Source organism: Moraxella sp. CTOTU46711 (assembly GCF_031975715.1).
Lineage (GTDB): Bacteria > Pseudomonadota > Gammaproteobacteria > Pseudomonadales > Moraxellaceae > Faucicola.
On the sequence record NZ_DALYMP010000001.1, the window covers coordinates 236,934 to 262,287 of the forward strand.

At 45.3% G+C, this 25,354-nt stretch carries 24 protein-coding genes and 1 other RNA gene; 15 read left to right on the plus strand and 10 right to left on the minus strand.

The features are described from left to right. Window positions 1-26 precede the first annotated feature (26 nt). The 3 genes from RTJ53_RS01075 to nfsA all read left to right on the plus strand — a co-directional run bounded on the left by RTJ53_RS01075 (window position 27) and on the right by nfsA (window position 3,186). The gene (locus RTJ53_RS01075) at window positions 27-1,382 is read left to right on the plus strand and encodes a solute carrier family 23 protein (protein WP_312275465.1); all 1,356 of its coding nucleotides are present in this window, start codon (window positions 27-29) and stop codon (window positions 1,380-1,382) included. 108 nt (window positions 1,383-1,490) lie between these two features. Further along, window positions 1,491-2,354, plus strand: coding sequence for an HpcH/HpaI aldolase/citrate lyase family protein (locus RTJ53_RS01080; RefSeq protein ID WP_312275466.1), 864 nt, complete (start codon window positions 1,491-1,493; stop codon window positions 2,352-2,354). Between the two features lie 55 nt (window positions 2,355-2,409). After that, window positions 2,410-3,186 (plus strand): oxygen-insensitive NADPH nitroreductase, encoded by a 777-nt coding sequence (gene nfsA, locus RTJ53_RS01085; RefSeq protein ID WP_312275467.1) that lies wholly within the window; start codon window positions 2,410-2,412, stop codon window positions 3,184-3,186. 120 nt (window positions 3,187-3,306) lie between these two features. Here nfsA and purB read toward each other — a convergent pair whose 3' ends face one another. From purB to queE, 3 genes are all read right to left on the minus strand, one after another. Beyond that, on the minus strand, window positions 3,307-4,689 hold the full coding sequence (gene purB / locus RTJ53_RS01090; RefSeq protein ID WP_312275468.1) for an adenylosuccinate lyase: 1,383 nt from the start codon (window positions 4,687-4,689) through the stop codon (window positions 3,307-3,309). Window positions 4,690-4,769: 80 nt separating this feature from the next. Then, entirely contained in the window at window positions 4,770-5,813 is a 1,044-nt protein-coding gene (locus RTJ53_RS01095; protein WP_312275469.1) for a multidrug resistance efflux transporter family protein, read from the minus strand. Between the two features lie 45 nt (window positions 5,814-5,858). Next, the gene (queE, locus tag RTJ53_RS01100) at window positions 5,859-6,572 is read right to left on the minus strand and encodes a 7-carboxy-7-deazaguanine synthase QueE (protein WP_312275470.1); all 714 of its coding nucleotides are present in this window, start codon (window positions 6,570-6,572) and stop codon (window positions 5,859-5,861) included. Between the two features lie 224 nt (window positions 6,573-6,796). Here queE and RTJ53_RS01105 point away from each other — a divergent pair, with 224 nt between their 5' ends. Then, window positions 6,797-7,210: a PPC domain-containing protein gene (locus tag RTJ53_RS01105; RefSeq protein WP_312275471.1), complete on the plus strand. Its 414-nt coding sequence runs from the start codon at window positions 6,797-6,799 to the stop codon at window positions 7,208-7,210. A gap of 191 nt (window positions 7,211-7,401) precedes the next feature. Here the strand turns inward: RTJ53_RS01105 and RTJ53_RS01110 are convergent, their stop codons facing one another. The 4 genes from RTJ53_RS01110 to RTJ53_RS01125 form a co-directional block, all read right to left on the minus strand. After that, window positions 7,402-7,818, minus strand: a complete 417-nt coding sequence (locus RTJ53_RS01110) for a carboxymuconolactone decarboxylase family protein (protein WP_312275472.1) — start codon at window positions 7,816-7,818, stop codon at window positions 7,402-7,404. Window positions 7,819-7,921: 103 nt separating this feature from the next. Continuing rightward, complete coding sequence (gene dapD, locus RTJ53_RS01115; protein ID WP_065252815.1) at window positions 7,922-8,743, minus strand: 2,3,4,5-tetrahydropyridine-2,6-dicarboxylate N-succinyltransferase; 822 nt, start codon at window positions 8,741-8,743, stop codon at window positions 7,922-7,924. Window positions 8,744-8,913: 170 nt separating this feature from the next. Next, window positions 8,914-9,603: an LrgB family protein gene (locus tag RTJ53_RS01120; RefSeq protein WP_312275473.1), complete on the minus strand. Its 690-nt coding sequence runs from the start codon at window positions 9,601-9,603 to the stop codon at window positions 8,914-8,916. A gap of 35 nt (window positions 9,604-9,638) precedes the next feature. Continuing rightward, on the minus strand, window positions 9,639-10,100 hold the full coding sequence (locus tag RTJ53_RS01125) for a CidA/LrgA family protein (RefSeq protein WP_312275474.1): 462 nt from the start codon (window positions 10,098-10,100) through the stop codon (window positions 9,639-9,641). Between the two features lie 161 nt (window positions 10,101-10,261). Here RTJ53_RS01125 and RTJ53_RS01130 point away from each other — a divergent pair, with 161 nt between their 5' ends. Together RTJ53_RS01130 and cysK are read left to right on the plus strand one after the other, a co-directional pair. Next, a complete protein-coding gene (locus RTJ53_RS01130) occupies window positions 10,262-11,161 on the plus strand; it encodes a LysR family transcriptional regulator (RefSeq protein WP_312275475.1) in 900 nt (299 codons plus the stop codon). Between the two features lie 199 nt (window positions 11,162-11,360). Beyond that, window positions 11,361-12,377, plus strand: a complete 1,017-nt coding sequence (gene cysK, locus RTJ53_RS01135) for a cysteine synthase A (protein ID WP_282841224.1) — start codon at window positions 11,361-11,363, stop codon at window positions 12,375-12,377. A gap of 213 nt (window positions 12,378-12,590) precedes the next feature. On the opposite strand, the gene RTJ53_RS01140 is transcribed toward cysK, so the two are convergent. Continuing rightward, window positions 12,591-13,961 carry an MATE family efflux transporter gene (locus tag RTJ53_RS01140; protein ID WP_312275476.1) on the minus strand — a complete coding sequence of 457 codons (1,371 nt, stop codon included), beginning with the start codon at window positions 13,959-13,961 and terminating at the stop codon, window positions 12,591-12,593. Between the two features lie 210 nt (window positions 13,962-14,171). Further along, window positions 14,172-15,242, minus strand: coding sequence for a hypothetical protein (locus RTJ53_RS01145; protein WP_312275477.1), 1,071 nt, complete (start codon window positions 15,240-15,242; stop codon window positions 14,172-14,174). 198 nt (window positions 15,243-15,440) lie between these two features. Here RTJ53_RS01145 and hemW point away from each other — a divergent pair, with 198 nt between their 5' ends. From hemW to RTJ53_RS01185, 8 genes are all read left to right on the plus strand, one after another. Then, window positions 15,441-16,589, plus strand: a complete 1,149-nt coding sequence (gene hemW / locus RTJ53_RS01150) for a radical SAM family heme chaperone HemW (protein ID WP_312275478.1) — start codon at window positions 15,441-15,443, stop codon at window positions 16,587-16,589. A gap of 78 nt (window positions 16,590-16,667) precedes the next feature. Continuing rightward, the gene (locus RTJ53_RS01155; protein ID WP_312275479.1) at window positions 16,668-17,453 is read left to right on the plus strand and encodes a TatD family hydrolase; all 786 of its coding nucleotides are present in this window, start codon (window positions 16,668-16,670) and stop codon (window positions 17,451-17,453) included. Between the two features lie 246 nt (window positions 17,454-17,699). Then, window positions 17,700-18,401, plus strand: coding sequence for a TetR/AcrR family transcriptional regulator (locus tag RTJ53_RS01160; protein WP_312275480.1), 702 nt, complete (start codon window positions 17,700-17,702; stop codon window positions 18,399-18,401). 83 nt (window positions 18,402-18,484) lie between these two features. Next, window positions 18,485-19,147 carry a type II secretion system protein gene (locus RTJ53_RS01165; RefSeq protein WP_312275481.1) on the plus strand — a complete coding sequence of 221 codons (663 nt, stop codon included), beginning with the start codon at window positions 18,485-18,487 and terminating at the stop codon, window positions 19,145-19,147. Further along, the gene (gene gspI, locus RTJ53_RS01170) at window positions 19,144-19,584 is read left to right on the plus strand and encodes a type II secretion system minor pseudopilin GspI (protein ID WP_312275482.1); all 441 of its coding nucleotides are present in this window, start codon (window positions 19,144-19,146) and stop codon (window positions 19,582-19,584) included. The genes RTJ53_RS01165 and gspI overlap by 4 nt, the downstream gene beginning before the upstream one ends. Beyond that, a complete protein-coding gene (gene gspJ, locus RTJ53_RS01175; RefSeq protein ID WP_312275483.1) occupies window positions 19,581-20,393 on the plus strand; it encodes a type II secretion system minor pseudopilin GspJ in 813 nt (270 codons plus the stop codon). The genes gspI and gspJ overlap by 4 nt, the downstream gene beginning before the upstream one ends. 107 nt (window positions 20,394-20,500) lie before the next feature. Then, on the plus strand, window positions 20,501-21,643 hold the full coding sequence (gspK, locus tag RTJ53_RS01180) for a type II secretion system minor pseudopilin GspK (protein WP_312275484.1): 1,143 nt from the start codon (window positions 20,501-20,503) through the stop codon (window positions 21,641-21,643). Between the two features lie 219 nt (window positions 21,644-21,862). Then, window positions 21,863-23,161: an NCS2 family permease gene (locus RTJ53_RS01185; protein ID WP_060995436.1), complete on the plus strand. Its 1,299-nt coding sequence runs from the start codon at window positions 21,863-21,865 to the stop codon at window positions 23,159-23,161. 60 nt (window positions 23,162-23,221) lie between these two features. On the opposite strand, the gene ssrS is transcribed toward RTJ53_RS01185, so the two are convergent. Beyond that, window positions 23,222-23,420: non-coding RNA, 6S RNA (gene ssrS / locus RTJ53_RS01190), on the minus strand. 290 nt (window positions 23,421-23,710) lie between these two features. On the opposite strand from ssrS, the gene gpmI reads away from it, so the two are divergent. Beyond that, window positions 23,711-25,333, plus strand: coding sequence for a 2,3-bisphosphoglycerate-independent phosphoglycerate mutase (gpmI, locus tag RTJ53_RS01195; protein WP_312275485.1), 1,623 nt, complete (start codon window positions 23,711-23,713; stop codon window positions 25,331-25,333). Window positions 25,334-25,354 lie beyond the last annotated feature (21 nt).

Here is a 25,354-nt window from a genome sequence, read left to right on the forward strand (position 1 = left end):
CGCAGTTGACAGATGAGAGCAAAATTATGGCAAATTCGCAAAGACAACCAACCCATCAAAATACCGGCAATGATAGCGGCTGGTTCCCAAAATGGCAGCCTTACGATGGGCATTTAGATCATCATCCTGTCCGTATTCATGAGTATTTACCTGCTGATAAAAGTCTGTTACTTGGGTTGCAACATGCGTTTGCGATGTTCGGGGCAACTGTGCTTGCGCCGTTATTGATGGGATTTGATGCCAACCTTGCGATTTTGATGGCAGGGCTCAGTACGGTGCTGTTTTTCTTTTTGACGGGTGGGCGAGTACCCAGTTATTTAGGGTCAAGTTTTGCGTTTATCGCGCCAGTGATTACCGCGACGGCTTATACAGGCTCAGGCTTCAACGGTAATTTATCCGTGGCGCTCGGTGGTATTTTTGTCTGTGGTATTTTTTATGCCATGGTCGGATTACTTGTGATGAAAACAGGGGTTGGCTGGATTGAGAAACTCATGCCGCCTGTGGTAACCGGTGCGATTGTGATGATTATCGGGCTAAATTTGGCGCCAGTGACTATCAAAGGCGTGTCGGGGAACCAGTTTGATAGTTGGGTTGCGTTGATGACGGTGCTGTGTATCAGTGCGGTCGCTGTGTTTAGCCGCGGTATGCTACGTCGTTTGTTGCTACTGATTGGATTGGTATTGGCGTATATAGCATATTTTGTGCTCACCAATGTGCTTGGGTATGGCAAGCCGATTGATTTTACCCCAGTTGCCCAAGCAGCTTGGGTTGGATTACCCAATTTTTATCATCCGACGTTTGATATCAACGCAATGATTTTGATTGCCCCAGTTGCGTTTATTTTAATCGCTGAAAATTTAGGACATATCAAAGCGGTAGAAGCCATGACAGGACAAGCGGTATCGCCTTATATGGGACGGGCGTTTTTCGCCGATGGTCTATGTACGGCGATGTCATCGAGCATGGGCGGTACGGGCGTGACAACCTATGCAGAAAATATCGGCGTGATGGCAGTGACCAAAGTATACTCGACCACGGTTTTTGTGGTGGCAGGCTTGATTGCTGTGCTACTGGGGCTGTCACCAAAATTTGGCGCGATTATACATACCATCCCAGCGCCGTTACTGGGCGGTGCCTCTATCGTGGTGTTTGGGCTTATCACGGTAGCAGGGGTCAAAATTTGGCTGGATAATCACATTGATTTTAGCAAAAATGCTAATTTAATCATTGCTGCGGTGACCGTCATAATGGGGGCTGGGGATTTTAGCTTACATATTGGACAATTTAATTTGGGCGGTATCGGTACGGCGACAGTGGTCGCCATCGTGTTAAATTTACTGTTTAGCCGCAGTGAAAAAGCCAAATTGACGGTTTTAAAATAAACTAAAAAACGCCTTACTTTGGGTAGGGCGGCGTTATTTGATAAGCTGTTTGATAAGTTGTTTGCCAAAAAGAATATGTCACCAAAAATGGACGAAAAAGGATGTCGCATGAGCGAAAACAATGTAGCAAAACCCAAGGGATTGAGCGCAACCAGTTATTTGTTTGTACCCGCCATCAATATTGAGCGGGTGGAAAAAGCCTTTGCCCGTGGCGCAGATACGGTGATAATTGACTTAGAAGATGCGGTCAGTGATAGTGTCAAAATGCAATCGCGTGACAATGTGGTCAATTATCTAAGCGGCGCTGATGCCCAGCCTGTTTGGGTGCGTATCAATGCCGCAAGTAGCAACCACCAAGCGGGCGATATTGATTTGCTCAAATCTTTACCAGCGTCCGCAATGAACAACGTGATTGGGGTGGTGCTACCCAAAGTCGAGCACGCCATAGAGATTGACCGCGTCCGTCATGCGCTCGCCAAACCCATGATTGCCTTGATTGAGACGCCCAAAGGCATGGCAAATATACCCGACATCGCCGCTGCCGCAGGATTGACTGCGCTCAGTTTTGGCTTTTTGGATATCTGTGAAAAATTGGGCGTGCGCGCAGACAGCGAGGCAGGTCAGATGGTTGCCAACCAAATCCGTTATCAGCTAAGCTTGCATAGTGCTATCAATGCGCTCACCCCACCGATTGAATGCGTATATCCGCCTTTTAATGACGATGACGGTTTGACTCAGCGGGTAAATGGGTGGCGCGATTTGGGTTTTTCAGGGATGCTATGTATTCATCCAAACCAAGTCGCCATTGTCAATGCACTGGCTAGACCCAGCCAAGCACAGCTTGCCTTTGCCAAAAAAGTGGTTGACCATTATGCACAGACAGGGCTTGCGGCATTTGCCATGGATGGACAGATGGTCGATACCCCGGTGATTGTGCAAGCCCAAAAACTGATTGAAAAATACCACCCCTAAGGCTAATCAAACCCTAAGCCAACTTATAACAACACAAACCATAATAAGGCAAACCATGACAACACATAGTGAGAATAGTGACAGTAAACCCACCTTAGAGACGATACTCAATCATCGCTCAATTCGTAAATTCACCAATCAACCAATAGATGCAGCAACGTTTGAGCAGCTCATCGAAGCGGGGATGGCAGGCTCATCATCGGGATTTTTGCAGTCGGCGAGCATTATTCGGGTGACAGATGCAAAGCGGCGCTATGACATCCGCCGTATTTGTGCCGATGCCCAGCAAGCCAAAGACGGGGAAAAATACGGTCATCCCTACGTGGAGCACTGTGCCGAGCTACTAATTTTTTGTATGGACAACCACCGCCACAAAACCCTTGTACCCAATGCGCAAATTGATTGGACTGAAGTCACCATTGTTGGGGCGGTTGATGCAGCCATTATGGCGCAAAATCTGCTACTAGCAGCTGAGAGCATAGGATTGGGTGGTGTGTATTTGGGCAGTATCCGCAATGATATAAGACGTATGGGCGACATACTCAAACTGCCACAAGGCGTGGTGCCGCTATTTGGCATGGCATTGGGTTACCCTGACCAAAACCCTGCCATGCGTCCACGTTTGCCAAAGGCATTGGTGGTGTCAACCAACCAATATGAACCGGCTGAAAAATCCGAATTAGAGCAGTATAACCAAACCGTTGCAGATTATTATGCGGCGCGTGGTCAAGCAGGGTCAGATTGGGTGCAAACCATTGAAAGTTATTTGGATAAACCCGTACGTCCCGACGTGCTGCCTTATCTTAACCAACAAGGCTATGTCAAAAGATAACCCAAACCTCAATCAATAAATTCATCTAAAAAAATTTATGTAAAAAAATCGATGTAAAAAAAATTCTGTAAAAAAAGGACGCCTAAGCGTCCTTTTTTATTTTTGATGAGCGAACAAGTCTTATTTTAATAAATTTTTCAAGTTTTTGGCTTGCTGTGCTGCATTACCCGTGTAAGTGGCAGGGGTCAAATCAGCCAAACGTTGACGCTCAGCTTCTGGCACCGCTGCCAGCTCATCACCATGGACGAAGTTGACCATCATCTCACGGGTCATGGCTTGACCGCGGGTCAAGGCTTTTAGTTTCTCATAAGGTTTTTCAACATTGTAGCGACGCATCACGGTTTGGATTGGCTCTGCCAACACTTCTTGTGCAAGCTCTAGGTCTTCATTGAGACGATTGGCGTTGAGCTCTAATTTGCCAATACCTTTTAGGCAGGCGTCAAAGGCAATCAGACTTTGGGCAAAACCCACTCCCATATTGCGAAGGACTGTCGAGTCGGTCAAGTCGCGCTGCATACGAGAAATCGGCAATTTTTCACCCAAATGCGCTAACACGGCATTGGCAATACCCAGATTACCTTCTGAGTTTTCAAAGTCGATTGGGTTGACTTTGTGTGGCATGGTGGATGAGCCCACTTCACCATCTTTGAGTTTTTGTTTGAAATAACCCAAGGAGATATACGTCCATACGTCACGGTTAAAATCAATCAAAATGGTATTGTAACGGCGCAGCGCGTCAAACAATTCGGCGATATAGTCGTGTGGCTCAATTTGGGTGGTATACGGATTAAAGGTTAACCCAAGACTGGTGACATAGTTTTCGGCATTTTTTGCCCAGTCGATTTGTGGGTAGGCTGACAGGTGCGCGTTGTAGTTGCCCACTGCACCATTGATTTTACCTAGCAATTCTACATTATTAAACTGCTTGAGCTGGCGATGCAGACGGTATGCCACGTTTGCCATTTCTTTACCCAAAGTCGTTGGGCTCGCGGTTTGCCCATGCGTGCGTGACAGCATGGGTTGGTCGGCATGGGTTTCGGCGAGTGCTGCAATCTCATCAATGATTTTTTGCATCGTTTGCGCCAGTACGTCGCGACCTGATTTTAGCATCAATGCGTGTGATAAGTTATTGATGTCTTCAGAGGTACAGGCAAAATGGATAAATTCACCCGCATCTTTTAGCGCATCGATATCGGCAATTTTTTCTTTTAAAAAGTATTCAACGGCTTTGACATCATGGTTGGTGGTGCGTTCGATGTCTTTGATACGCATCGCGTCTGCTTCGCTAAAATTGGCTACAATCGCATCCAAGCGCTCATTGGTCGCTGCCGAAAAAGGCTGAATTTCATGAATATCTGCATGATTGGCAAGGGTCTGCAACCAGCGCACTTCCACCGTCACACGGGCATGAATCAAGCCAAATTCTGACAGGTAAGGACGTAAACTATCCACTTTACTGGCATAGCGACCATCAATAGGTGAAAGAGCGGTCAAAGTATTCATCAAATAATCCTAATCGGTTAAATAAAGGGTTAACGTAAAAGTGCCTGCATTATAGCAAACTATGACAACGTGGACTACCGCTAGCGTTGCTTGGCAAACAGCACAAGCCCAATAATCACCAACGCAATCCCCACAAAACTTAAGCCTGATGGCATGGGCGTGTGCAGCAGCAACATACCGCCTAACAACGCAAAAATAATTTCACTGCCTTGTGTGGCATCGACGGCGGCCAGTTGTTGTGGCTGTTTGGCAAGACTACGCGCATGTAAAAAAGTGGTGGTACCTAGCACACCTGCCATCAAGGCAACTAAAAAACTAATGGTCATTTGTGAGACACTAGGCGCGGGCGGTTGTACCATAAAACCTAATAGCAACCACATCGGCAATGACCCTAGCGACATCAGCCAGACTTTATGCAAGGGATTTGATAGCAGTGGGGAAGTTACTTGCGGCACTTTTTGCAACAATTTGCTCGTTGTCAATTCGCTCGTTAATTTGCGCGTTTCATTGCCCGCTGCCTTGCTTATTTCATGGGTATGATGGGTAGAGTCCCCTTTGGGTTGTGCTGCTTGCCAAATTAATTGATTACCTAAGGGGAAACAAAAACTGGCAATAAAGGCAGGCAGCGCACCAAATAGCAACAAAGCATGCCAATCAGTGCCTTGGCTCGTGCTATGCCTTAACCCTTCACCCACATTGGCAAGTACCACACCGATAAATACAATCACCGAATAGACAATGACTTTTTTTTGAAATGATTGCCCAAAAAAACTCAGCACCACCAAACTTGCTACGACAGTGAATAAATAGGTCGCGGCAATCACCCATCCTTCTGCATAATCTGCCGCAAACGCCAGCAGTCCATACGTGCCAAGTCCAATGCCACCGGTCACACACCAAAACTGCCAATGACTGGCAAATAGTTTACATAGCGCTAGTAGCTTGGACGGATTGAGTTTGTTTTGCAGTAAAATAAAAACCGATAACAACAGCCACATAAAAAAACAGCGAAAACTTGCTGACCAAAACCAATGTCCGCCTTGTACACTCATCAATTGATACAGTACAAAGGACGTGCTAAAAAAAGCCGACGCAATCAGCCCCCAAACAATCATTTTTCCCATTGGCTTGATATTTCCCTAAGTTGTGTTTTAACGATTTGGCAGTGGCTATTTGCCTTTGGCATCTGCCCAAATGATTTTATGCAGTTGCAGTTGAAAACGCACCGGCAGTGCATCGGCAAGTATCCATTCAGCCAAGTCAGTGGCAAGGGTAGGTACATTTGCTTGACGTTCTTCCACATTAAACATCGGGGAAAACCATACCGTTGCGACTTTTTTATCCAGTTGGTAGTCTGCGAGGATTTGTTTTGACCAGTCATAATCGTCGCGATTCATAATGACAAATTTGATTTGGTCATGGGCAGTTAAGTAGGGGAGGTTTTGCCACAGATTTTTATCGGCTTCTTGAGAGCTTGGGGTTTTGATATCCATGACCTTAGAGACTGCCGTTGGCACCTCTGCCACGGACAGTGCGCCCGAAGTTTCGAGCGAAATCTCGTAGCCATGCGCCAGTAGCAAGTTCATCAGAGCGATTGCATTGGGCTGGGCTAAAGGTTCGCCACCTGTCAAACAAATACGCTGGCACGGAAAACTCTGACACACTGCCAAAATCCCTTCCAAACTCATGCGCTCGCCGCCGACAAAGGCATATTCGGTATCACAATACACGCAGCGCAGCGGGCAGCCCGTCAAGCGAATAAAAATCGTCGGCAATCCTGCGGTCAAGGCTTCACCTTGCAGCGAGTAAAAAATCTCAGTGACTTTAAGTCCTGCTTCGGGGTCAGTGGTGGGAATGTCGATACGTCTTAAAGAATGGTTCACAATTATTACCTAAATCAACCGTAAAAATATCGCACTATTGCATATTTTATACAAATGCATATTTTATACAAAGCTGACCGTTTGGGGAAAATAAAATGTTATATAATAATAAAAAACTGGGTGCTAGCCCCTTGTTCCCCTTGTAAACTTGCTGTTAATTTGCGTCTTATGAAAAAGTAAGGGGCGCAATATATAAATAACACGAAAAATAATAGGAAACCATTATGAAACAATTGATGACCGCTGCATTGATAGCAGGTTTGACCATCACCAGTACTGCAAGCATGGCAGCGGCGGATAAACCTGCTAAAGCCGTGGCAGTAAAATTTAAAGTAGGTGCGTCAGGTGCCACCTACCATGGTAAAATCAAAGGCTATGGCTATGACCAATACAGTTTTTATGCCAAAAAAGGTCAAAGATTAAAAGCGGTCACCACAGGCAATGTTGACAGTTATTTATTTAATAACCGCTTAGCTGATTCGGTAAATTTGGGGGAATATTCAAGTGACTTAGATAGTCATGGTGATTATATCTTGCCTTATACAGGCACTTACCAAGTCAGAGTGATGCAAACTCGTAACGATGCGCGCAAAGGTAAAACACCCAACTATACCCTGCAGTTAACGATTCGCCAATAGCCTAATCAATAGCCTTATTAATAAGAAAGCCTAATAAGGGCGCTTGTGCGATAGGTTACCTAGAGCTGTCTGCGCCCATGATTAAGGTAATTTCCAATCAGCCTCCATTGCTCAGAGCTTAAATGCCGCTCAAAGCTAAAATGGGGGCTTTTTTTATATGGGCTTTTTTGCTAAAAACGTGTAACAGTCAGTCACGAGGCAGGGGTAATTAAGTTAAGCTCGGTGAGTATCTCTAGCGCTGCCCGGAACGCTTCTTGAGCCGCTGGTGCACCGCAGTAAGGTAGGCTATGTAGTAGCACTTCTTGAATTTCTGCCACGCTTGCGCCGTTATTAATCGCCCCGCGAATATGACCTTTTAGTTCTGTCGGTGATTTTTGCGCGATTAAAAATGCCATGGTGACCAGCGAGCGGGTTTTACGGTCAATGCCTTTTCCATCAGTGTCGTCGCGTTGCCATGTTGAGCCCCAAGCGTGTTCGTTAATCCAGTCTTGTAGCGGTGCGGTGAATTCGGTAACTTGTGACATTGCGCGCTCAACGTGCGCATCGCCCATCACTTGTTTGCGTACCGCAATGCCGTTGTCATACAAGGTGTTTTGTTGTGACGACATACTGTTTCCTTTAATAAAGGCTATAAAATTTGCTGAAGGCTATAAAAAAAGCAAACCACGGCTGATTTGCTTTAAATAATTTACTGTTATCTTGACTAAAAATCTAGTCCATTCTGAGCAAATCGTTGATAGAGGTTTTAGAGCGGGTTTGCGCGTCCACTTTTTTCACGATTACCGCACAGTATAGGCTGTGTGAGCCGTCTTTGCTTGGCAAACTGCCCGACACGACCACCGAACCTGCAGGAATACGGCCGTAACTGATTTCGCCTGTTTCACGGTCTAGGATTTTGGTTGATTGACCGATATACACACCCATCGAAATCACCGAGCCTTCCTCAACAATCACACCTTCAACGATTTCTGAGCGCGCACCGATAAAGCAGTTGTCTTCAATGATGGTTGGGTTGGCTTGTAGTGGCTCAAGGACGCCGCCAATGCCTACACCGCCTGATAGATGCACGTTTTTACCGATTTGGGCGCATGACCCCACCGTTGCCCACGTATCGACCATCGTGCCTTCATCGACATAGGCGCCAATATTGACGTAAGATGGCATTAAGATAGCGCCTTTGGCAATGTATGAGCCTTTACGCGCGACGGCAGGTGGCACCACGCGCACGCCCGCTTTGGCAAATTGTTCATCGCCCCAGTCTGAAAATTTGGTTTCGACTTTATCAAAGAATTGCAGGTCACGACCGCCATTCATGATGCGGTTGTCGTTCAGACGAAAGGATAATAATACCGCTTTTTTGACCCATTGGTTGACGATCCATTCACCGTCTTTTTTCTCTGCCACGCGCAAGGTACCGGCATCGAGCTGAGCGAGCACATCATTGACGGCGGCACGCACATCGTCGGTGGCGTCATTGGGGTTGAAGTTGGCACGGTTTTCAAACGCATCTTCAATAATCTGTTGTAATGACATAATTTTTTCCTACAATCCAAAAAAAGGTAGGTCATTGTCGCTAATTTTATTTTGTTTGGCAAATATTAATACGTCATTTTGGCAAGTTTTCATGAGTAGATAGCTTTGAGGTGTTGTAAAATCACAGCAGGTATTAAAAGGCGTGTGTTAAATAGCTTAAAAAGCATGGGTTAAATAGCTGTCATTATATGAATCAGCGCAGGACCAAAAAATACCATAAATAACCCTGCCAATACCATCGTCAGACTGGCAATCACGCCTTCGCTTTCATGGCGCTGACTGGCTCTTGCGGTACCAAAACCATGTGATGCATTACCAAATGCCACGCCGTGGGCAAAATGGAAACGGATTTTTGACCATGCCAGTACCATATCACCAATCACCATGCCGACCACCCCAGTAATTAAAGTAAATAGCGATACGAGCGCCGCTGAACCATGAATCTGCTTAGCCAAATCAATCGCAAATGGGGTAGAAATTGACCGTGCCATCAAGCTGTAGGTGAGGGTGGCGTCAAATTTAAACACGCTAGCAAACACCATAATGCTAGCAATACCCACCAACATGCCCATCACAATCGACACCGCAAGCACGGCAGCATAGCGATAAATCAATTGACGATACTGATAAATCGGTATGGCAAACGCCACGGTGGCAGGGCCCAACAACTCAACAATCCAAGCGGTATCGGCAAAATAGGTTTGGTAAGAAATCCCAAGCACAATCATCAAAACAATCGTTACCGTCGCCACCGTGATGGCAGGATTGAGCCAAAATTTTGGGAAACGGGCATACACCCGCTTTGCTAAAACATACGCCAAGATAGTCCAAAGTAAACAGCCGATAGAGATAATATTCATAGTAAATTACGATTGGTATGATTAATGGTATGTGATTATTGATGTGTATGGTGCTTGCGGCGATACAACGCGCGCTTAACACGATTGCCTAGCATAAAAGTGATGGCAGAGCTCAGCATCACCAGTGCCGTACTCACGACAATGGTAATCATCAACTGCCAACCTTTAGCGAAAAATAACTGCTGATATTGGGTAATCGACATCATCAGCGGAATAAATAACAGCACCAACTCGCCCAAGATAAACTTCGCGCCGACATTGACCCAATTGAGTTTGATGACCCCAGTTAATAGCAATGCCAGCATCAAAAACAGCCCCACAATGCCAGATGACATAGGGAGGTTGAATAATTTTTTGAGGATGTCAGCCGCGCCCCATACCACACCAATGAGGGTAATTTGCAGTAAAATTTTGACCAGTGACTGTTGTAACATAGGGTCTATTTTTTTGGGCACCAGTTTATGGGGGAAAATCTGCTGAAAAGTTGAAAGATTCATAGCGCGTTTCATGGTAAACAAGTCATCAACAATTGAGATATCTAGTATAAAAAACCCATTAACAAAAAATATGAATAATATTTTTTATATTATGCGTAAAATCTATAAAGCTACAAAACAAGGCTATAACACTATAAAGCTATTTTGGGCAGTTCAGAAATATGATGACCTTAAAACAACTTCAATGCTTTATCACTGTGGTAAAGACGGGCGGATTTTCTCATGCTGCCGATACATTGAATTTGACGCAGCCGACAGTCACCAAAGCCATTTCTAATTTGGAAGATACGCTGGGCGTGGCGCTCTTTGATAAGCAACTGATGAGCCGCAAGCGGGATATTGCGCTGACCGAAATTGGTGCATTAGTGTATGAGCAGGCGCAGACGGTGTTACAACAAGTCGGCTACCTCGAGCAGACGGTGACACAATATCAGCACATGGATCGCGGGCAGCTGCGGCTGGGGTTGTCACCGCTCGGGGGTGAGTTGTTGAGCGATGCGATTTTTGAGTTTTATCAAACCCATCGCCATATTGAGCTGTCGTTGCTAGAAGATGGCGCAGAGTCGTTAAAACAAGCCTTGCTCGATGATACGCTTGATGTGTGTACTTTGATGCTACCGATTGATGAGGACTTTGATTGTATCCCGGTATGCGATTATCCCATTATGATGGTGGCACACCGGCAGCATATGGGCAATACCATCAAACAAGTGACTTTAAAATCTTTAAAAAATGCGTCGTTGATGTTGTTTGCGTCCCATTCGTCATTTACCTCAATGATTGTAGAAGAGTGCCAAAAACTTGGCTTTGAACCCAATATCGTTTGCCACACCAACCAATGGCAACTACTGACGACATTGTTGAAAAAAAATATGGGGGTGACGCTACTGCCCAAATATTACACTGATAAAATCGATGACAAACAGCTGGTTTGCCTACCGCTTGTCCAGCCCAATTTGACTTGGCAAATGGTGATGGCATGGCGAAAACACCGACCACTGACTCCAGCGATGCAAGCTTGGTTAAACGTAGTAAAGCGCCAAGCTAATAATAGAGTTTAATAGGAAAGTTTAATCGACAGGCGATAAACAGTTGATAGACATTGTTATCGCACCGTGTTAGGGCTTTGTGTTACAGCCTTGTATTATAGACATGTGTGTTAATGCTTTTTGATATATGGAATTTACCAAATGGCGTTAGACACCGCAAAATCACTGCCGTAAAATCATTCAACAATACCTCAAAAAAAAGGGAATACCTATGCTACAACAACCTGATGATCACTACACCGCACCCGCCAACCTTGGTACCGCGGTATATGCCAACAATGCCGATGCTATTGGTAACACGCCGCTGGTGCGTCTTAATCATATCATGCCACAGGGGGTGACCGTGCTTGCCAAAATCGAAAGCCGTAACCCGGCGTTTTCGGTCAAATGCCGAATCGGTGCGGGCATGGTGCAAGCCGCCGAGCAAGCAGGGTTATTAAAGCCAGGTATGCAAATCATCGAGCCCACCAGCGGTAACACGGGGATTGCGCTGGCGTTTGTGGCAGCAGCCAAAGGCTATAAAATCACGCTGACCATGCCAGCTTCGATGAGTATGGAGCGCCGTAAAGTGCTGGCTGCGTTGGGCGCACACTTGGTGCTCACAGAGCCTTCGCTAGGTATGAAAGGCGCGGTGGAAGCTGCGCAAGAAATCCATGACAACCATCCTGGCGAATACTTTTTGCCGCAACAATTTGATAACCCTGCCAACCCTGACACCCATGTCAAAACCACCGCACCTGAGATTTTTAATGCCACAGCGGGCAAGGTCGATGCGCTAGTCGCAGGCGTGGGTACAGGCGGGACGATTTCGGGTATCGCGCGTTATTTTAAACAACTCAAAAATCAGCCGCTTTATACCGTCGCGGTTGAGCCTGCGGAATCACCGATTATTACCCAGACGCGTGAAGGAAAGCCCATCACTCCCGGTCCCCATAAAATCCAAGGGATTGGCGCCAACTTTATCCCAAAAAATCTTGCGCTTGATTTGCTCGATGAAGTCATCACAGTAACTGGCGATGATGCGATTGCATGGGCAAGACGGGCGATGACCCAAGAAGGTATTTTATGTGGTATCTCTTGTGGTGCAGCGCTGCAAGCGACGTATCAACTAGCAAGTCGCCCTGAGATGCAAGGCAAAACCATTGTGGTTATTTTGCCAGACAGTGGTGAGCGTTATTTAACCAGTGTGTTATTTGATGGTATCTTCACTGGCGAAAACTTTAATTAACAAACCTTCATGAATGATAAAAAAGGGCTTTAATTAGCCCTTTTTTAATTTATCTTTTAATTTAAAATATCTATAAAATCATGGGTTGAATAACCCAAATATTGTCATCAAACCATGACCTATAGCGAATAACCCACAATAAATAGCCTAAGCGAATTTGCTAATCATTGCCACTCATTTTTTTTTCAAGTCGTTTTTATTGCTGACTTATTTTCATTGCCAAGCCATTTTTAAGCGTTTTTGCTGACGTAATAAACGCGTCCCTAACAGTAGTGACGCCAATCCGAGCGCTGCAACCAGCGCGATCCAAAATCCTTTAGCCCCCATATCGGTATGGCGCACCAAATAGGTACCCAGCGGAATCGCCACCACCCAATAGCAAAACAAGGTGATAAACATCGGCACTGTGGTATCTTGCATACCGCGCAAAATCCCCGCAAAATTGACCTGCCAAGCATCAAACAACTGATACACGGTGGCAAACCATAACAACAGCGCAGCTTGCTGAATCACTTGCGGGTTTTCACTAAAGAAAGTTGGCAGGGTTTGCCGAAAAATGGCAGTTAACAACATGCTAATCACCGCAAATGACGTGGCTACGGCAATGCCGATGAGCTTGATGCGTTTAAGTTCTCGGTAATCTTTGGCGCCATAGCGATTTGACACCATGATTGTCAATGCCATCGCGACTGAAAACGGGAACATGAATAACTGCGATGAAATCGTCAACGCTACTTGGTGGCTTGCCACCGCGATTTCACCCAATGGGCTGATGATAATGGAGGCTAGACTAAACGCGCTCACTTCAAAAAAAATCGACATGCCAATGGGAATACCAATCGATAATTGCTGACGCAACTGAGCAAAATCCATGCCGGAAAAATTGGCAAAAAAGCGCTGGTTGGCAAAATCTGACTGAGGGCTTAGAGTCAAATAGCTTACCAACATCAATAAATTTATCCATAACGCAATCCCAGAGGCAAAACCACAGCCTGCGCCGCCCATGGCAGGAATTAGCACAGTTTCACCGAGGGTGACGCCATGAATAAACGCATAGCTGAGCGGCACATTTAAAATCAAACCAATGAGGCTAATCACCATGACCACGGTGGGATGTTTTAAGCTTTCGGTGTAGCAGCGCAGCGAGGTGTATAGACAGACTGCAGGAAACCCAAAAGAGATACCAAACAAGAATTTTTGCGCGATATGCTGAATATCCTTCGGTACCTTCATCCAATCAAACAAATAATGCAGCTGATTGACCGCTACAAACCCTATAATACCGATGATAAGCGCTAGCCACAGCGATTGTTGGGTGATAAACGGTACTTTTTGTAGTTGCTGCTGACCAATTGCTTCCCCAATCAATGGCGTGGTGGCAAGCAAAATACCAACCGCTAGCAAAAACGTGGGCATCCAAATACCCGCGCCGATTGCCACGCCCGATAAATCTAGTGCAGAGACTTGCCCAGCGAGTAAAGTATCGACCAAGGCGAGCCCTGACTGGCAAATCTGGGTGATTAAAATAGGTAAGGTCAAGACAAATAATTGTTTTAAGTCTTGACGAGCAATAGCTGACAGCATGTAATGACCAAATATTCGTTGATAAGTTCAATAAAGGCGGCAGTTTAACAGATTTTGTGGCATGATTTTTTATTGTTTAATTTATTGTTTAACAGGTCAGCAAATTAACAGGTCAAAAAAGTTAGCGTTTGATTGTGATAGCATCAACATAAAAAAGCCTTTATCAAATTGTGGCAACATTTGATAAAGGCTTTTTTTTAACAATAGCTTTTAAAGCGCTTTAATCATGGCTTGATAGCCTGTCAGTTTATTGGTCGCATCAAAGGTTTGTACCACAAACGCGTAATTGGCTTTGGTGGCATCCACAAACGGTGTAAAAGTAGTGCCGTAGGTTAATTGGTTAGTGCGTACAAAACCCATACCGCGGTCAGTGGCTTTATTTAAGTTGATTTGGGTGACAAGCGTGCGAGCGGTGTTGGCAGGCGCAGTCCAATTGAGGTTTAGGGTACTACCTGTTCCCGTGAGATTAACGCCTAAATTGCCGACACTAGCAGTGAGTGGGAATACTTTAAAATCGCCATCGCCGCCTAAGGTATAGTTGACATCACAGCTGTCTTTATTGTCAGATAATTGTTTGCCAAAATCGACACCCACCTGATAACTATATTGACCATCCCAATAATCGCGATTGCTATCATAATCGCCATTAAATGGCATGCCCGCCACGGAGGTTTTTAATTCGTCAAACTGTAAAAATTTAAGAACCGTATTATCAAATTTTGCCGCTGGGTCGAGTGTGCCAGACAACACACCACCGATCGCTTCGTCAGTTTTAATAGAGATTTTTTCTGTGGTTAAGGTGTTTGGGTCTTGGCAAGTTTTTTGTTGATAGCTCATTTGACCATACACCGAGGCAGCATAATCATTGCCAATATCAAAATACACCACACCCAGGTCGCTATCATTGGGCTCCTTGTCGTTGTCTTCTACAAAATAGCCAACATACAATCCCCCTTTACCGCCTTCTGGGGTGATTTTGTCCAAAAAATTATCTAAGCTGTCTTCGGGCAAAAAGATACTTTGTAAAATCTCTGCCATGCTTTTTTCTTTATTGGTTAATTTATCCTCGACTTTTTTGTAGGCAGCGCGGACATCCGATGCAATGTTTTTATAACTATCGTTGGCATCGTTTAGGGCATTGTCGACAGTGTCACTACCTGAGCCGCCACACGCAGATAGAACGATGGTGAGCGCAGTTAGCATGCTTATTTTATAAGCCGCTTTTTTACAAGGCACCTTTTTACATGGCGCTTTTTTATCAGGCGCTTGGGTATATGACATGATGACAATCCTTCCTTGATAATAGATGAAATAGCAATAACAAATAGCGATAAATTATTAAATAAAATCAAAATAAAAGTTTGGGGCTATGCTACCATTGTTATTTTTTAAAGTATAGCCAAATAGTAGCGATTATCATCAAAAAATTATTGGCTATAGCATGTTAAATTATCAATCAAATGAATTAGTTACTGATTAATGCCAAATCCAAACCTTATCCCTTTATCGCTTTATATCCATATTCCTTGGTGTGTTAAAAAATGCCCGTATTGTGATTTTAATTCACATGAAAGCCGTACACCGATTGATTTTGTAGGCTATGTCGATGCCTTGTTAGACGATTTAAAAACCCAGCTAAGCTTTGTACAAGGGCGCAAGATTTCCACCATTTTTATTGGGGGCGGCACGCCATCGCTACTGCCGCTTGCGCAATATCAGCAGCTTTTTGCGGGCATCAATGCTCAGTTAACACTCACTCACGACTGTGAAATCACCATGGAAGCCAATCCTGCCACCGTGGAGCATGCGCCATTTCATGAGTATTTAGCGGTCGGTATCAATCGGTTGTCGCTCGGTGTGCAAAGTTTTCAAACCCAAAAACTTGCTGCCTTGGGGCGGATTCATAACCCGCAGCAAGCACTTTTTGCCATTGCCAATGCCCAGCAAGCAGGGTTTAAAAAGTTAAATGTCGACTTGATGCATGGCTTGCCCAACCAGACATTGGCAGACGCCCTGAGCGATTTGCAGCAAGCGATTGATTTGGGCGTTTCGCATATTTCGTGGTATCAGCTCACCATTGAGCCCAATACCGTGTTTTATCGCAATACGCCGATTTTGCCCGATGACGAGATATTGGTGGATATTTTTGAGCAAGGCGCTCAGCTTTTGCAAGCCAATGGGTATGTGCAATATGAAGTGTCCGCATGGTCAAGGCAGGCGGATTTTCAGCCCAGTCAGCATAATCTCAACTATTGGCAGTTTGGCGATTATTTGGCGATTGGGGCAGGCGCGCATGGTAAAGTCACCCGGCCTGATGGCATTTACCGGTTTAGCAAATCCCGCTTACCAAAAGATTATAGGGTTAATCAGTCGGCAATAGGCTGGCAAGCCATCGAGCCGTCTGATTTACCGTTTGAATTTATGATGAATGGGCTGCGGCTAAAAAATGGCGTGCCCAAACAGTTTTGGACACAGAGAACAGGCTTGGCATGGTCAGTCATTGAGCCACAATTGATACAACTACACAAGCGTGGTTTGGTTGAGTTAAGCGGTGACCATATCCAGTGCACAGCGCAAGGGTTTTTATTTTTAAACCAAGTGCTGCAAGAGTTTTTACCCGATGACTAACGCTTTGACGGCGCATTTGATTGAATTTATGCGCCGCAGCCTTATTTAAGCGTCAATCAATTAAAAAAAGAGAGTGATATGTTTACCGATACCCATGCGCATTTAAATCGTTTGGACTTAGAAAAATATCAAGGTGATATCCGTCAAGCCTTACAAGCCGCCAAGGATGCCAATGTGCAGCGGATTATGGCGATTATGTGTGAGCTGGATGAATACGATGCTATTTATGAGATTATCAATACGAAAATTGATGGGCTGACGTTGGGGATGAGTGTGGGCGTGCATCCCTGCGAAGACATTGCCATGCTACAAAGTGCAACGGTTGAGTCACTCGTTGAAATGGCAAATCAGCCGCATGTTTGGGCGATTGGTGAGACGGGGCTTGATTATTATTGGTCAACAGAAAACAGCATAGAGCAAAAAGCGAGTTTTGCCCGCCATATCCATGCCAGTCAGCACCTAAAAAAACCCATTATCGTCCATACCCGTGAGGCGAAACACGATACATTGGATTTATTAAAAGCAGAAAAAGCCGAGCATGGCATTATTCATTGCTTTACGGAAGATTATGCGACCGCCAAAAAAGCCTTGGACTTGGGTTTTTATATTTCTTTATCAGGGATTGTGACCTTTAAAAACGCCACTGAATTACAAGCAGTGGCGAAAAAACTGCCTAAAGATCGCATTTTGATTGAAACGGATAGCCCTTACCTTGCGCCAGTGCCCAAACGCGGTAAATCTAACGAGCCTGCTTTTGTACCCTATGTGGCGGATTTTCTCGCCAAGCATTATGATATGCCAGTGGATGAGTTCGCGCACTTAACCCACCAAAATTTTGACACATTATTACATCAGTATTATTAAAAATAGTTAAACAAATCTTTATACTTTATTAAGTAGGTAATAAAATTTATGTGATAAAACATTTGGCAATGACTCATCAGTCATGTATCATACGTAGCAACCTTGCTCTTATGTTACTAAGCGAGGTTATTAAGCTAAGTTACTATGCAAGCATTTTTTTATCATTTAACAGTTGTGCGTAGATGGGTTGATGTAACGGGTCTCGTCAACAATAGGGGCTACTAGAACAGACTGATGGAGTAATCAATGAGTCGTCAACAACAATTCAAAAATCGTGAAGAAGTTATATTGGCAGTTGCTGAGCAGTTGCTATTAGAGTCTGGTGAAGGCGATATCACCCTAGATAGTTTAGCCGAGCAGCTAGACCTAGCCAAAGGTACGCTATACAAGCACTTTACCAGCAAAGATGAATTGTTTTTACGCATCATTATCCGTCATGAGCAACAACTACTTGCGCTAAGCGAAGTCGGCGATTGCCCTGCCGCAGGCGTGGCACGTCTTACGCTGTTTCAACTGATTAATCCGCAAAAAGCCATATTACTCAACCAAATCGAAGAACGCTTAGCCAATTCTGCCGTAGGGCTCAATAAGCTTTTTTCGCAGTTGTATGAAATTCGTCGTGAACGCATGAAGCGATTAATCAATACCACGGCTGAATACCTGCAATCGCTACACAGTACCATGAGTACCCGAGACTATCTGTCAACCATTTGGGCGATGGGGCAAGGCGGTGCGGGACTGCTGAATTCTAGTTTTTACCAACGCTATCTCGGTCGCCGCGATACCTTACGCTTTGCCTTGGTTCAGCATATTTTAGATATTCCCAAGCAATATCCCGCGGTTGTACAATCAGTGGATGCGCCTACTGGGGCGAACCCACCCAGCAATGCTACTGATACGGCAAATTCACAGACTGAGTCAAACCTGACGCCGCGCAATGTCAAATAGTAGATGTCAAAGAATACTAGTTAACTATCATCACCCCCGGTTAAGCTTTATAAACTATCCCTGTTTTGTCTGAGTGCATGACGATGCGATTGCTGTTTAGTCGGTCTTGTAAAACTTTCACTCCCGCACCCAGTGCGAGGGGTGGGCAACAAGGTTTTACTTTAATCGAAATCATGGTGGTCATCGTCATTTTGTCTATTTTTGCTGGGATGATGAGTTTATCGGTGGGGGGGAGTGAAAATCGTAGAAACACAGCGTTTTATGAGCGTCTGAGCAGTAATCTTGATTATGTACGCTTGTTATCAACAGAACGCATGCAGCCTTATGGGCTGGCAATCAAACTGCCGCAAAATGACGCGCCCAATCAGCTGGTGGTGGTTAAATTAGAAAACGCCTTTTCCTATTCTCAAAGTGCTGTTCGCAATGCCAATGCCGCAACAACCTCGCAACCTGCGCCCCCACAATGGGTGATAGAAAAACAAATCGCACCGCTGGATGTGCCAGACAACCTTGACGTCAAAATCCGTCCACTCGATAACCTATTTAATACCACCGCCACCCAAAATACCCAACCCACCGCCAACTGGTTAAGCGGCAGCGAGGCACCGCCTGTGGTATGGTTTGGGACAGGCGAGGCGACACCCGTGCAAATCAGCATCCAAAAAACCAATGCCGACAAACAAACCTTTGCGGTTGGCAATCCCATCATCGTCAACCAAGCTGGGGCAATCGAGGTGGCGAAATGACTATTGCCACCTCAAATAGACTGGCTACCTCAAATAGACTGGCTATCAGGCAGCATCAGCAAGGATTTACGTTACTTGAAGTCATGGTGGCGCTAGCGATTTTGGCGGTGGTCGCGATATCAGCCAGCCAAGCCAGTCGCAGTTATGTGCAATCCGTGGATAACATGAAAACACGAACCTTTGGCTATTATGTGGCGCAAAACACGCTGGCAGAATTACGAGTACAAAAAACTTGGCTCGCGGCGTCTGATACTCGGCAAATTACTTCGCAAGGCCGTCAATGGCAAGTGGTTATCTCACCGCAAACCATACAAAACAGTCAAGGCTTTGTCCAACCCATTCATATTCGCGTGGCACCTATTGTCGATGGCAGCGCAAAAAAAGACGTGGTGGATATTGATGCGGTGCTGGTAAAGGATATGGGGACAACGCCGTGAGCCCTTTTTATCTTTATTGCTCTGCTGCAACCGCAAAGCATAAAACATCCCAGCAAGGCTTTACCTTAATCGAATTAATGATTGCATTGGTAATTTTTGCGATGCTGGCATTGGCGGGATGGCAGATTATGGATAGTCTGACCAAAAGTCGTGAGCGCGGCTACCAACATCAAAAATCATTATCACAGCTTGATTATGCTTATTTACAGCTGTCGCAAGATTTGGCACAAACCAGCAATTATGTGGCGGTGCCAATCCTATCAGCGACTGACAATAATACGGCATCGACCAATAGTGCCGCTATGACACCAACCTTTGTATTAAATGCGTCACAAATGAGTTTTATCCGTTTTGCCGCGCCCGATCCGCGTTATCAGTCGTCACCTATGCTAGCAAAAATACAATATTCGTTGGCAGGGGAAACACTGACTAAACAGCGTTTTTACCAGTTAGACGACAATAACGAAAACCCTGCAACCAGTGTGTTATTGACAGGTATCAAGGACGCCAGTTGGCGAGCATTGACGCCTGATGCCGTGAGTGTGTTTCCAGATGAAGCCACGCTGCAAAAAGTTCAGCAAATACAAGCGCAAAAAAAGACCAATCAAACGGCCAATGCTTCAACCAACCCGCTCCCTAACGCGCCTGATAACGCAACAGATCAAAATGGCAATTTGCAAAACAGTATAGATTTAACGCCTTATCAGCAGTTACCACGCGGCATCGAGCTTAGTTTTAGTTACCAAGGCGAGCCGATTACTTGGCGATTTGCGTTACCCAGTACACCGCCAAACGCGCCGAACCCATAATTCAATCAAATTCTGCCAATTAAACCATGCCAATAAACTCCAATCCGTCTAAAATTTTTGCAAATGTTGTCATAGCAAGCCCGCCATATCGGCATGGGCAACAAGGGATGGCACTGCTGACTATTTTGTTGGTGGTGGTGGCGATTACCATTGTGGCAGGCAGTATGCTTGCCAATCAAAAAGTGATGATTCGAGAATTTGAGCTGACCAAAGGTCAAGGGCAGCTTAAAGAATATGCCTTGGCAGGGGAAGCTATGGCGACCAATTTGATCGCGCAAGACAGCCAAGTCAACCAAGTCGATAGTTTAGCAGACGCTTGGGCAAAACCGCTGGCAGAACAAACCCTGAATCAAGCCAAAGTCAGTATTAAAATCGACGATGATGCTAGCCGTTTTAATGTTAACAACCTGTATCACGATGGCAAAGTGGATGATACGGCACTGGCTTTTTTTCAAGCGTTGTTACAAGCCAATGGCTTATCGCCCAATATTGCGATGGCGGTGCTCGATTGGCAAGACCCAGACAGTGATACCCGTGCCGACGGCGGTGCAGAAGCAGGGTACTATCAAAGTACGGGCAAAAAAATGGCGATGGGTATCGCCAACCAGCCTTTTATCTCAGTCAATGAATTGCAACATGTGCGTGGTATGGATAGCGAAGCATTGCAAAAATTAGCGCCGTATCTGACCGCAGTGCCATATTATCTGCCCATGAATATCAATACGTTACAGCCCGAACTATTAAGCGTACTGGTGAATTTACCCGCCGCAACCAGTGGCAACCATCCGCAAGGCTCAAACCGTTCGGACAGTGATGACGCCCCACAATCTGGACAAGACACTAGGGCAGCTTCAAATGTGGCGGCTACCCAACAAATCGACGATACGGCAATCATCAATTGGGCAAATGCCCGAGAAAACAATCTACCGGTGCAAAACTTGAGTCAATTGTGGGCAGTGCCAAGTCTTGCCAACATTGACGAGCGCAACAAAGCACGCATCGCTAAGCTGTTATCCACCCAAAGTCAAAGTTTTCGCATCGTTGTCAGCGTCAAAAGTGACGACAAGCAGCTTTTTTTGCACAGCCAAATCGCTAAGATTTTACCCAAAGCTGACAATGACCCAGCGCCTGCCTCCGGTGTGCCAGCGACACCCATCCCAGCACCAGTCAATACGCAAAATGGCACGCAAAATAACACGTCGCCGCAACTTACCACTTACAACCGCCAATTTTTACCCTTTGCACAATAACGCAGCAGCGCAATAAATTGGCTTCAAAATTCTCAGTTATTTTATGTTTATTTTAATCAGTTATTTGTTGCTGGCGTATTCTAGGGTAAAATAAGGGGTTTTTCTTGGGCGTTGTTGAATGGCGATGGGGCAGAAAACGGGCACAAAAGCGCTGTCAACACAACGGATACACATGCAACCTAGACGCATAAATTGGATGAATAAATTGGGTGAATATAGATGAATGTAATCGAGCGCTATTTTGGCATAGATGGCCGCAATACAACGATAAAAACTGAAATTCTGGCAGGTCTGACAACCTTTTTGACAATGGCTTATATTATCTTTGTCAATCCCGACATGCTGGCAAAAGCCGGGATGGATAAAGGGGCGGTATTTGTGGCGACATGTCTAGCCTCAGCGCTGGGCTGTTTTTTGATGGGATTGATTGCGCGTTTGCCCGTGGCATTGGCACCTGGCATGGGTCTAAATGCGTTTTTTACTTTTACCGTCGTCTTGGGGATGGGTAAAAGCTGGCAAGTGGCGTTGGGGGCGGTATTTATTTCAGGCTTGCTCTTTGTGCTGATTAGTGCCTTTAAACTGCGTGAATGGATTATCAACGCCATTCCCTATACCCTTAAACAAGGTATCGTGGCAGGGATTGGGGCGTTTTTAGCATTTATTGCCCTTAAAAGCTCAGGCATCATTGTGGCGAGTCCCGCCACGTTTGTGACGATGGGCAAACTCACCGATTTTGGTCCTGCGATGGCGATTTTAAGCTTTTTTCTGATTGTCGTATTTGTGCAGCGTAAAGTCCCTGCGGCAGTGATGTTGTCAATTTTAATTGTGACGGTGATTAGCTTGTTGGCAGGGGAAACCCATTACTCAGGGATTGTGTCAATGCCGCCATCGATTGCACCGACCTTTATGCAGTTAGATATTGCAGGCGCGCTTGATGTGAGTATGGTTAGCGTGATTTTTGCCTTTTTATTTGTGGTGTTATTTGATACATCAGGCACATTAATTGGCGTGACCAAAAAAGCCGGGTTAATGTCTACCGATGGTCAAATCCCGAATCTAGGTAAAGCCTTGTTTGCTGACTCAACGGCGGCTGTGGCAGGCTCATTGCTAGGGACTTCATCAGTAACGAGTTATGTAGAAAGCACCGCTGGGGTGGCAGCAGGTGGACGCACGGGTTTGACTGCGATTGTAGTGGGTGTGTTATTTTTATTGGCGTTATTTTTTGCGCCATTGGCTGGGATGATTCCTGCGTATGCGACGGCAGGGGCGATTTTTTATGTCGCGGTATTGATGTTATTTACGCTGCGTGAGATTGATTGGGATGACTTGACCGAAGCATCACCTGTCGCGGTAGTGCTGCTGTTGACGCCGCTTACTTTCTCAATAGCGGATGGGATTGCGTTAGGTTTTATCACCTATACCATTGCCAAATTGGTGAGTGGGCGTTATAAAGAAGTTAGTCCTGCGGTTTGGGTATTAACGGTGATTTTATTGGCAAAATTGATTTTTTTAAGTTAATCAATGGCTGAGCAAAAAAAACCATCTAACTGAATTGGGTTAGATGGTTTTTTTATTAAATTTTGGTCCAGAGTACCGCTGTCTATGTGAACCCATGAACTGTAACGTTCAGGGTGGGTATGGCAACCACTCTTAAGGCTTCCTGAATCATCGCAGCGTAGCTGGATGCAGGCTTGCACAACAAGTGAAAAGAACGCATACCCTTATATAAATTATCAGCTCAGGTAAAACCATAAACTGGCGAATACCCCAGATGCACTCATTGTAGCAGATTACCTAAGATGATGCAAAAGCTCGCTCGTTAATTCAATGATTGATTAAATTAATCAAAGTTGACTGTCAAAATACCATTGAAACCTTCAAAACACATCACAAGGTTCTTTGTTCTCATCATCTCGCTTAATATCGCCTATCAGTTAACAGGCTTTGCAGTTAACAGAATGACGCAAAATCAGGGTTAAAGAGATTGAGCGAGCTATGCTATAATTTTCAAAATTTTTTTAATACTAGTTTTGTATTTTCCTTATTTTAGCTTTTCTAGAGGCAACAATGAATCAAGCGTCTAACTCGGTTACCCATCAATCGACGGTTAAAAAAATCCCCCATGTGTTGATGATTTTAGATGGTTTTGGATATCGCGAAGATCAGCGTGATAATGCGATTGCCGCCGCACACACCCCAAACCTTGATTATTTGTATCAGCATTATCCCCATGGTTTGATTTCAGGGTCAGGTGAAGACGTGGGTTTACCCGCAGGGCAGTTTGGTAACTCTGAAGTCGGGCATATGAATTTGGGTGCAGGTCGTATTTTGTATCAAGATTCTACCCGTATTCACAAAGAAATCCGCGAACAGCAATTTTTTAGCAACCCTGCACTAACCCAAGCAGTAAAGCTTGCCAATGACCGACAAGCCAATGTGCATATCATGGGATTGTTATCCGACGGGGGAGTGCATTCACATCAAGATCATATTGTCGCGATGGTGGAGCTAGCATTGCAGCAGGGTGCAAAGCAGGTCTTTATCCATACATTTTTGGACGGTCGTGATACGCCGCCTAAAAGTGCTGACAGTTATGTCGCACAATTAGAAAAAGCGCTTGCCACGCTTAATCAGCGATATGAGGGCACGGCTTATTTGGTTAGTCTTATTGGTCGCTACTTTGCGATGGATCGGGATAAACGTTGGGACCGGGTACAGCAAGCGTATGATTTGCTGACCCAAGCCAAAGCAGAACGGGTGGTGCAATCAGGTGCTGAAGCGATTAGCGCAGCGTATGGCGCAGGTGAAAGTGACGAGTTCGTCAAACCGACTTGGGTGCGTTATGCTGACCAAAACGCTGACTTTGGTACTATCCAAGACAATGACAGCGTGATTTTTATGAATTTTCGTGCCGATCGCGCTCGCGAAATCAGCCAAGCACTGGTATCAGCTGATTTTGATGGCTTTACGCGTGAAAAACTGCCAACACTGTCAAAATTTGTGATGCTGACCAAATACTCAGATGAATTACAAAACAATGGCGTGACCAGTATCGCTTTTGAACCGACATCGCTAACCAACACCTTAGGAGAGTATTTGCAAGCGCAAGGCAAAACCCAACTGCGCATTGCTGAAACAGAAAAATACGCGCACGTGACTTTCTTTTTTAGTGGTGGGCGCGAAGCAGAATTTGAAGGGGAGCAGCGGATTTTGGTCAACTCGCCTTCGGTTGCTACTTATGATTTACAACCTGAAATGAGTGCGCCAGAAGTCACTGAAAAATTGACCAATGCCATTAATTCCGGTGCGTATGATGTACTGATTGTGAATTATGCCAATGGCGATATGGTAGGGCACACAGGTGTGTTTGATGCCGCTGTCAAAGCCGTCGAAACGTTAGATAACTGTGTGAAAACCATTGCCGATTGTGTGATTGCCAATCATGGGCATTTACTGATTACCGCTGACCATGGCAATGTTGAACAAATGCAGGATTATGATAGCGGACAGGTGCACACCCAGCACACCACAGAGCTAGTGCCATTTATTTACGTCAATGAGCAAGCGCCTGATACCGTGCACATTCGCACAGGTGGTAAGCTATCGGATGTGGCGCCAACACTATTGGACTTAATGCACCTTGCCAAACCTGCCGAAATGACAGGTGAAAGCTTAATCGTAGCAAACTAACAGTTAATGGGTGCAACTATC

Excerpts from the sequence above, each read along its gene's own strand:
- RTJ53_RS01075 (WP_312275465.1), top strand. The coding sequence starts at position 27 with ATGGCAAATTCGCAAAGACAACCAACCCATCAAAATACCGGCAATGAT.
- RTJ53_RS01080 (WP_312275466.1), top strand. The coding sequence starts at position 1,491 with ATGAGCGAAAACAATGTAGCAAAACCCAAGGGATTGAGCGCAACCAGT.
- nfsA (WP_312275467.1), top strand. The coding sequence starts at position 2,410 with ATGACAACACATAGTGAGAATAGTGACAGTAAACCCACCTTAGAGACG.
- purB (WP_312275468.1), bottom strand. The coding sequence starts at position 4,689 with ATGAATACTTTGACCGCTCTTTCACCTATTGATGGTCGCTATGCCAGT.
- RTJ53_RS01095 (WP_312275469.1), bottom strand. The coding sequence starts at position 5,813 with ATGGGAAAAATGATTGTTTGGGGGCTGATTGCGTCGGCTTTTTTTAGC.
- RTJ53_RS01105 (WP_312275471.1), top strand. The coding sequence starts at position 6,797 with ATGAAACAATTGATGACCGCTGCATTGATAGCAGGTTTGACCATCACC.
- RTJ53_RS01110 (WP_312275472.1), bottom strand. The coding sequence starts at position 7,818 with ATGTCGTCACAACAAAACACCTTGTATGACAACGGCATTGCGGTACGC.
- dapD (WP_065252815.1), bottom strand. The coding sequence starts at position 8,743 with ATGTCATTACAACAGATTATTGAAGATGCGTTTGAAAACCGTGCCAAC.
- RTJ53_RS01120 (WP_312275473.1), bottom strand. The coding sequence starts at position 9,603 with ATGAATATTATCTCTATCGGCTGTTTACTTTGGACTATCTTGGCGTAT.
- RTJ53_RS01125 (WP_312275474.1), bottom strand. The coding sequence starts at position 10,100 with ATGAATCTTTCAACTTTTCAGCAGATTTTCCCCCATAAACTGGTGCCC.
- RTJ53_RS01130 (WP_312275475.1), top strand. The coding sequence starts at position 10,262 with ATGATGACCTTAAAACAACTTCAATGCTTTATCACTGTGGTAAAGACG.
- cysK (WP_282841224.1), top strand. The coding sequence starts at position 11,361 with ATGCTACAACAACCTGATGATCACTACACCGCACCCGCCAACCTTGGT.
- RTJ53_RS01140 (WP_312275476.1), bottom strand. The coding sequence starts at position 13,961 with ATGCTGTCAGCTATTGCTCGTCAAGACTTAAAACAATTATTTGTCTTG.
- RTJ53_RS01145 (WP_312275477.1), bottom strand. The coding sequence starts at position 15,242 with ATGTCATATACCCAAGCGCCTGATAAAAAAGCGCCATGTAAAAAGGTG.
- hemW (WP_312275478.1), top strand. The coding sequence starts at position 15,441 with ATGCCAAATCCAAACCTTATCCCTTTATCGCTTTATATCCATATTCCT.
- RTJ53_RS01155 (WP_312275479.1), top strand. The coding sequence starts at position 16,668 with ATGTTTACCGATACCCATGCGCATTTAAATCGTTTGGACTTAGAAAAA.
- RTJ53_RS01160 (WP_312275480.1), top strand. The coding sequence starts at position 17,700 with ATGAGTCGTCAACAACAATTCAAAAATCGTGAAGAAGTTATATTGGCA.
- RTJ53_RS01165 (WP_312275481.1), top strand. The coding sequence starts at position 18,485 with ATGCGATTGCTGTTTAGTCGGTCTTGTAAAACTTTCACTCCCGCACCC.
- gspI (WP_312275482.1), top strand. The coding sequence starts at position 19,144 with ATGACTATTGCCACCTCAAATAGACTGGCTACCTCAAATAGACTGGCT.
- gspK (WP_312275484.1), top strand. The coding sequence starts at position 20,501 with ATGGCACTGCTGACTATTTTGTTGGTGGTGGTGGCGATTACCATTGTG.
- RTJ53_RS01185 (WP_060995436.1), top strand. The coding sequence starts at position 21,863 with ATGAATGTAATCGAGCGCTATTTTGGCATAGATGGCCGCAATACAACG.
- gpmI (WP_312275485.1), top strand. The coding sequence starts at position 23,711 with ATGAATCAAGCGTCTAACTCGGTTACCCATCAATCGACGGTTAAAAAA.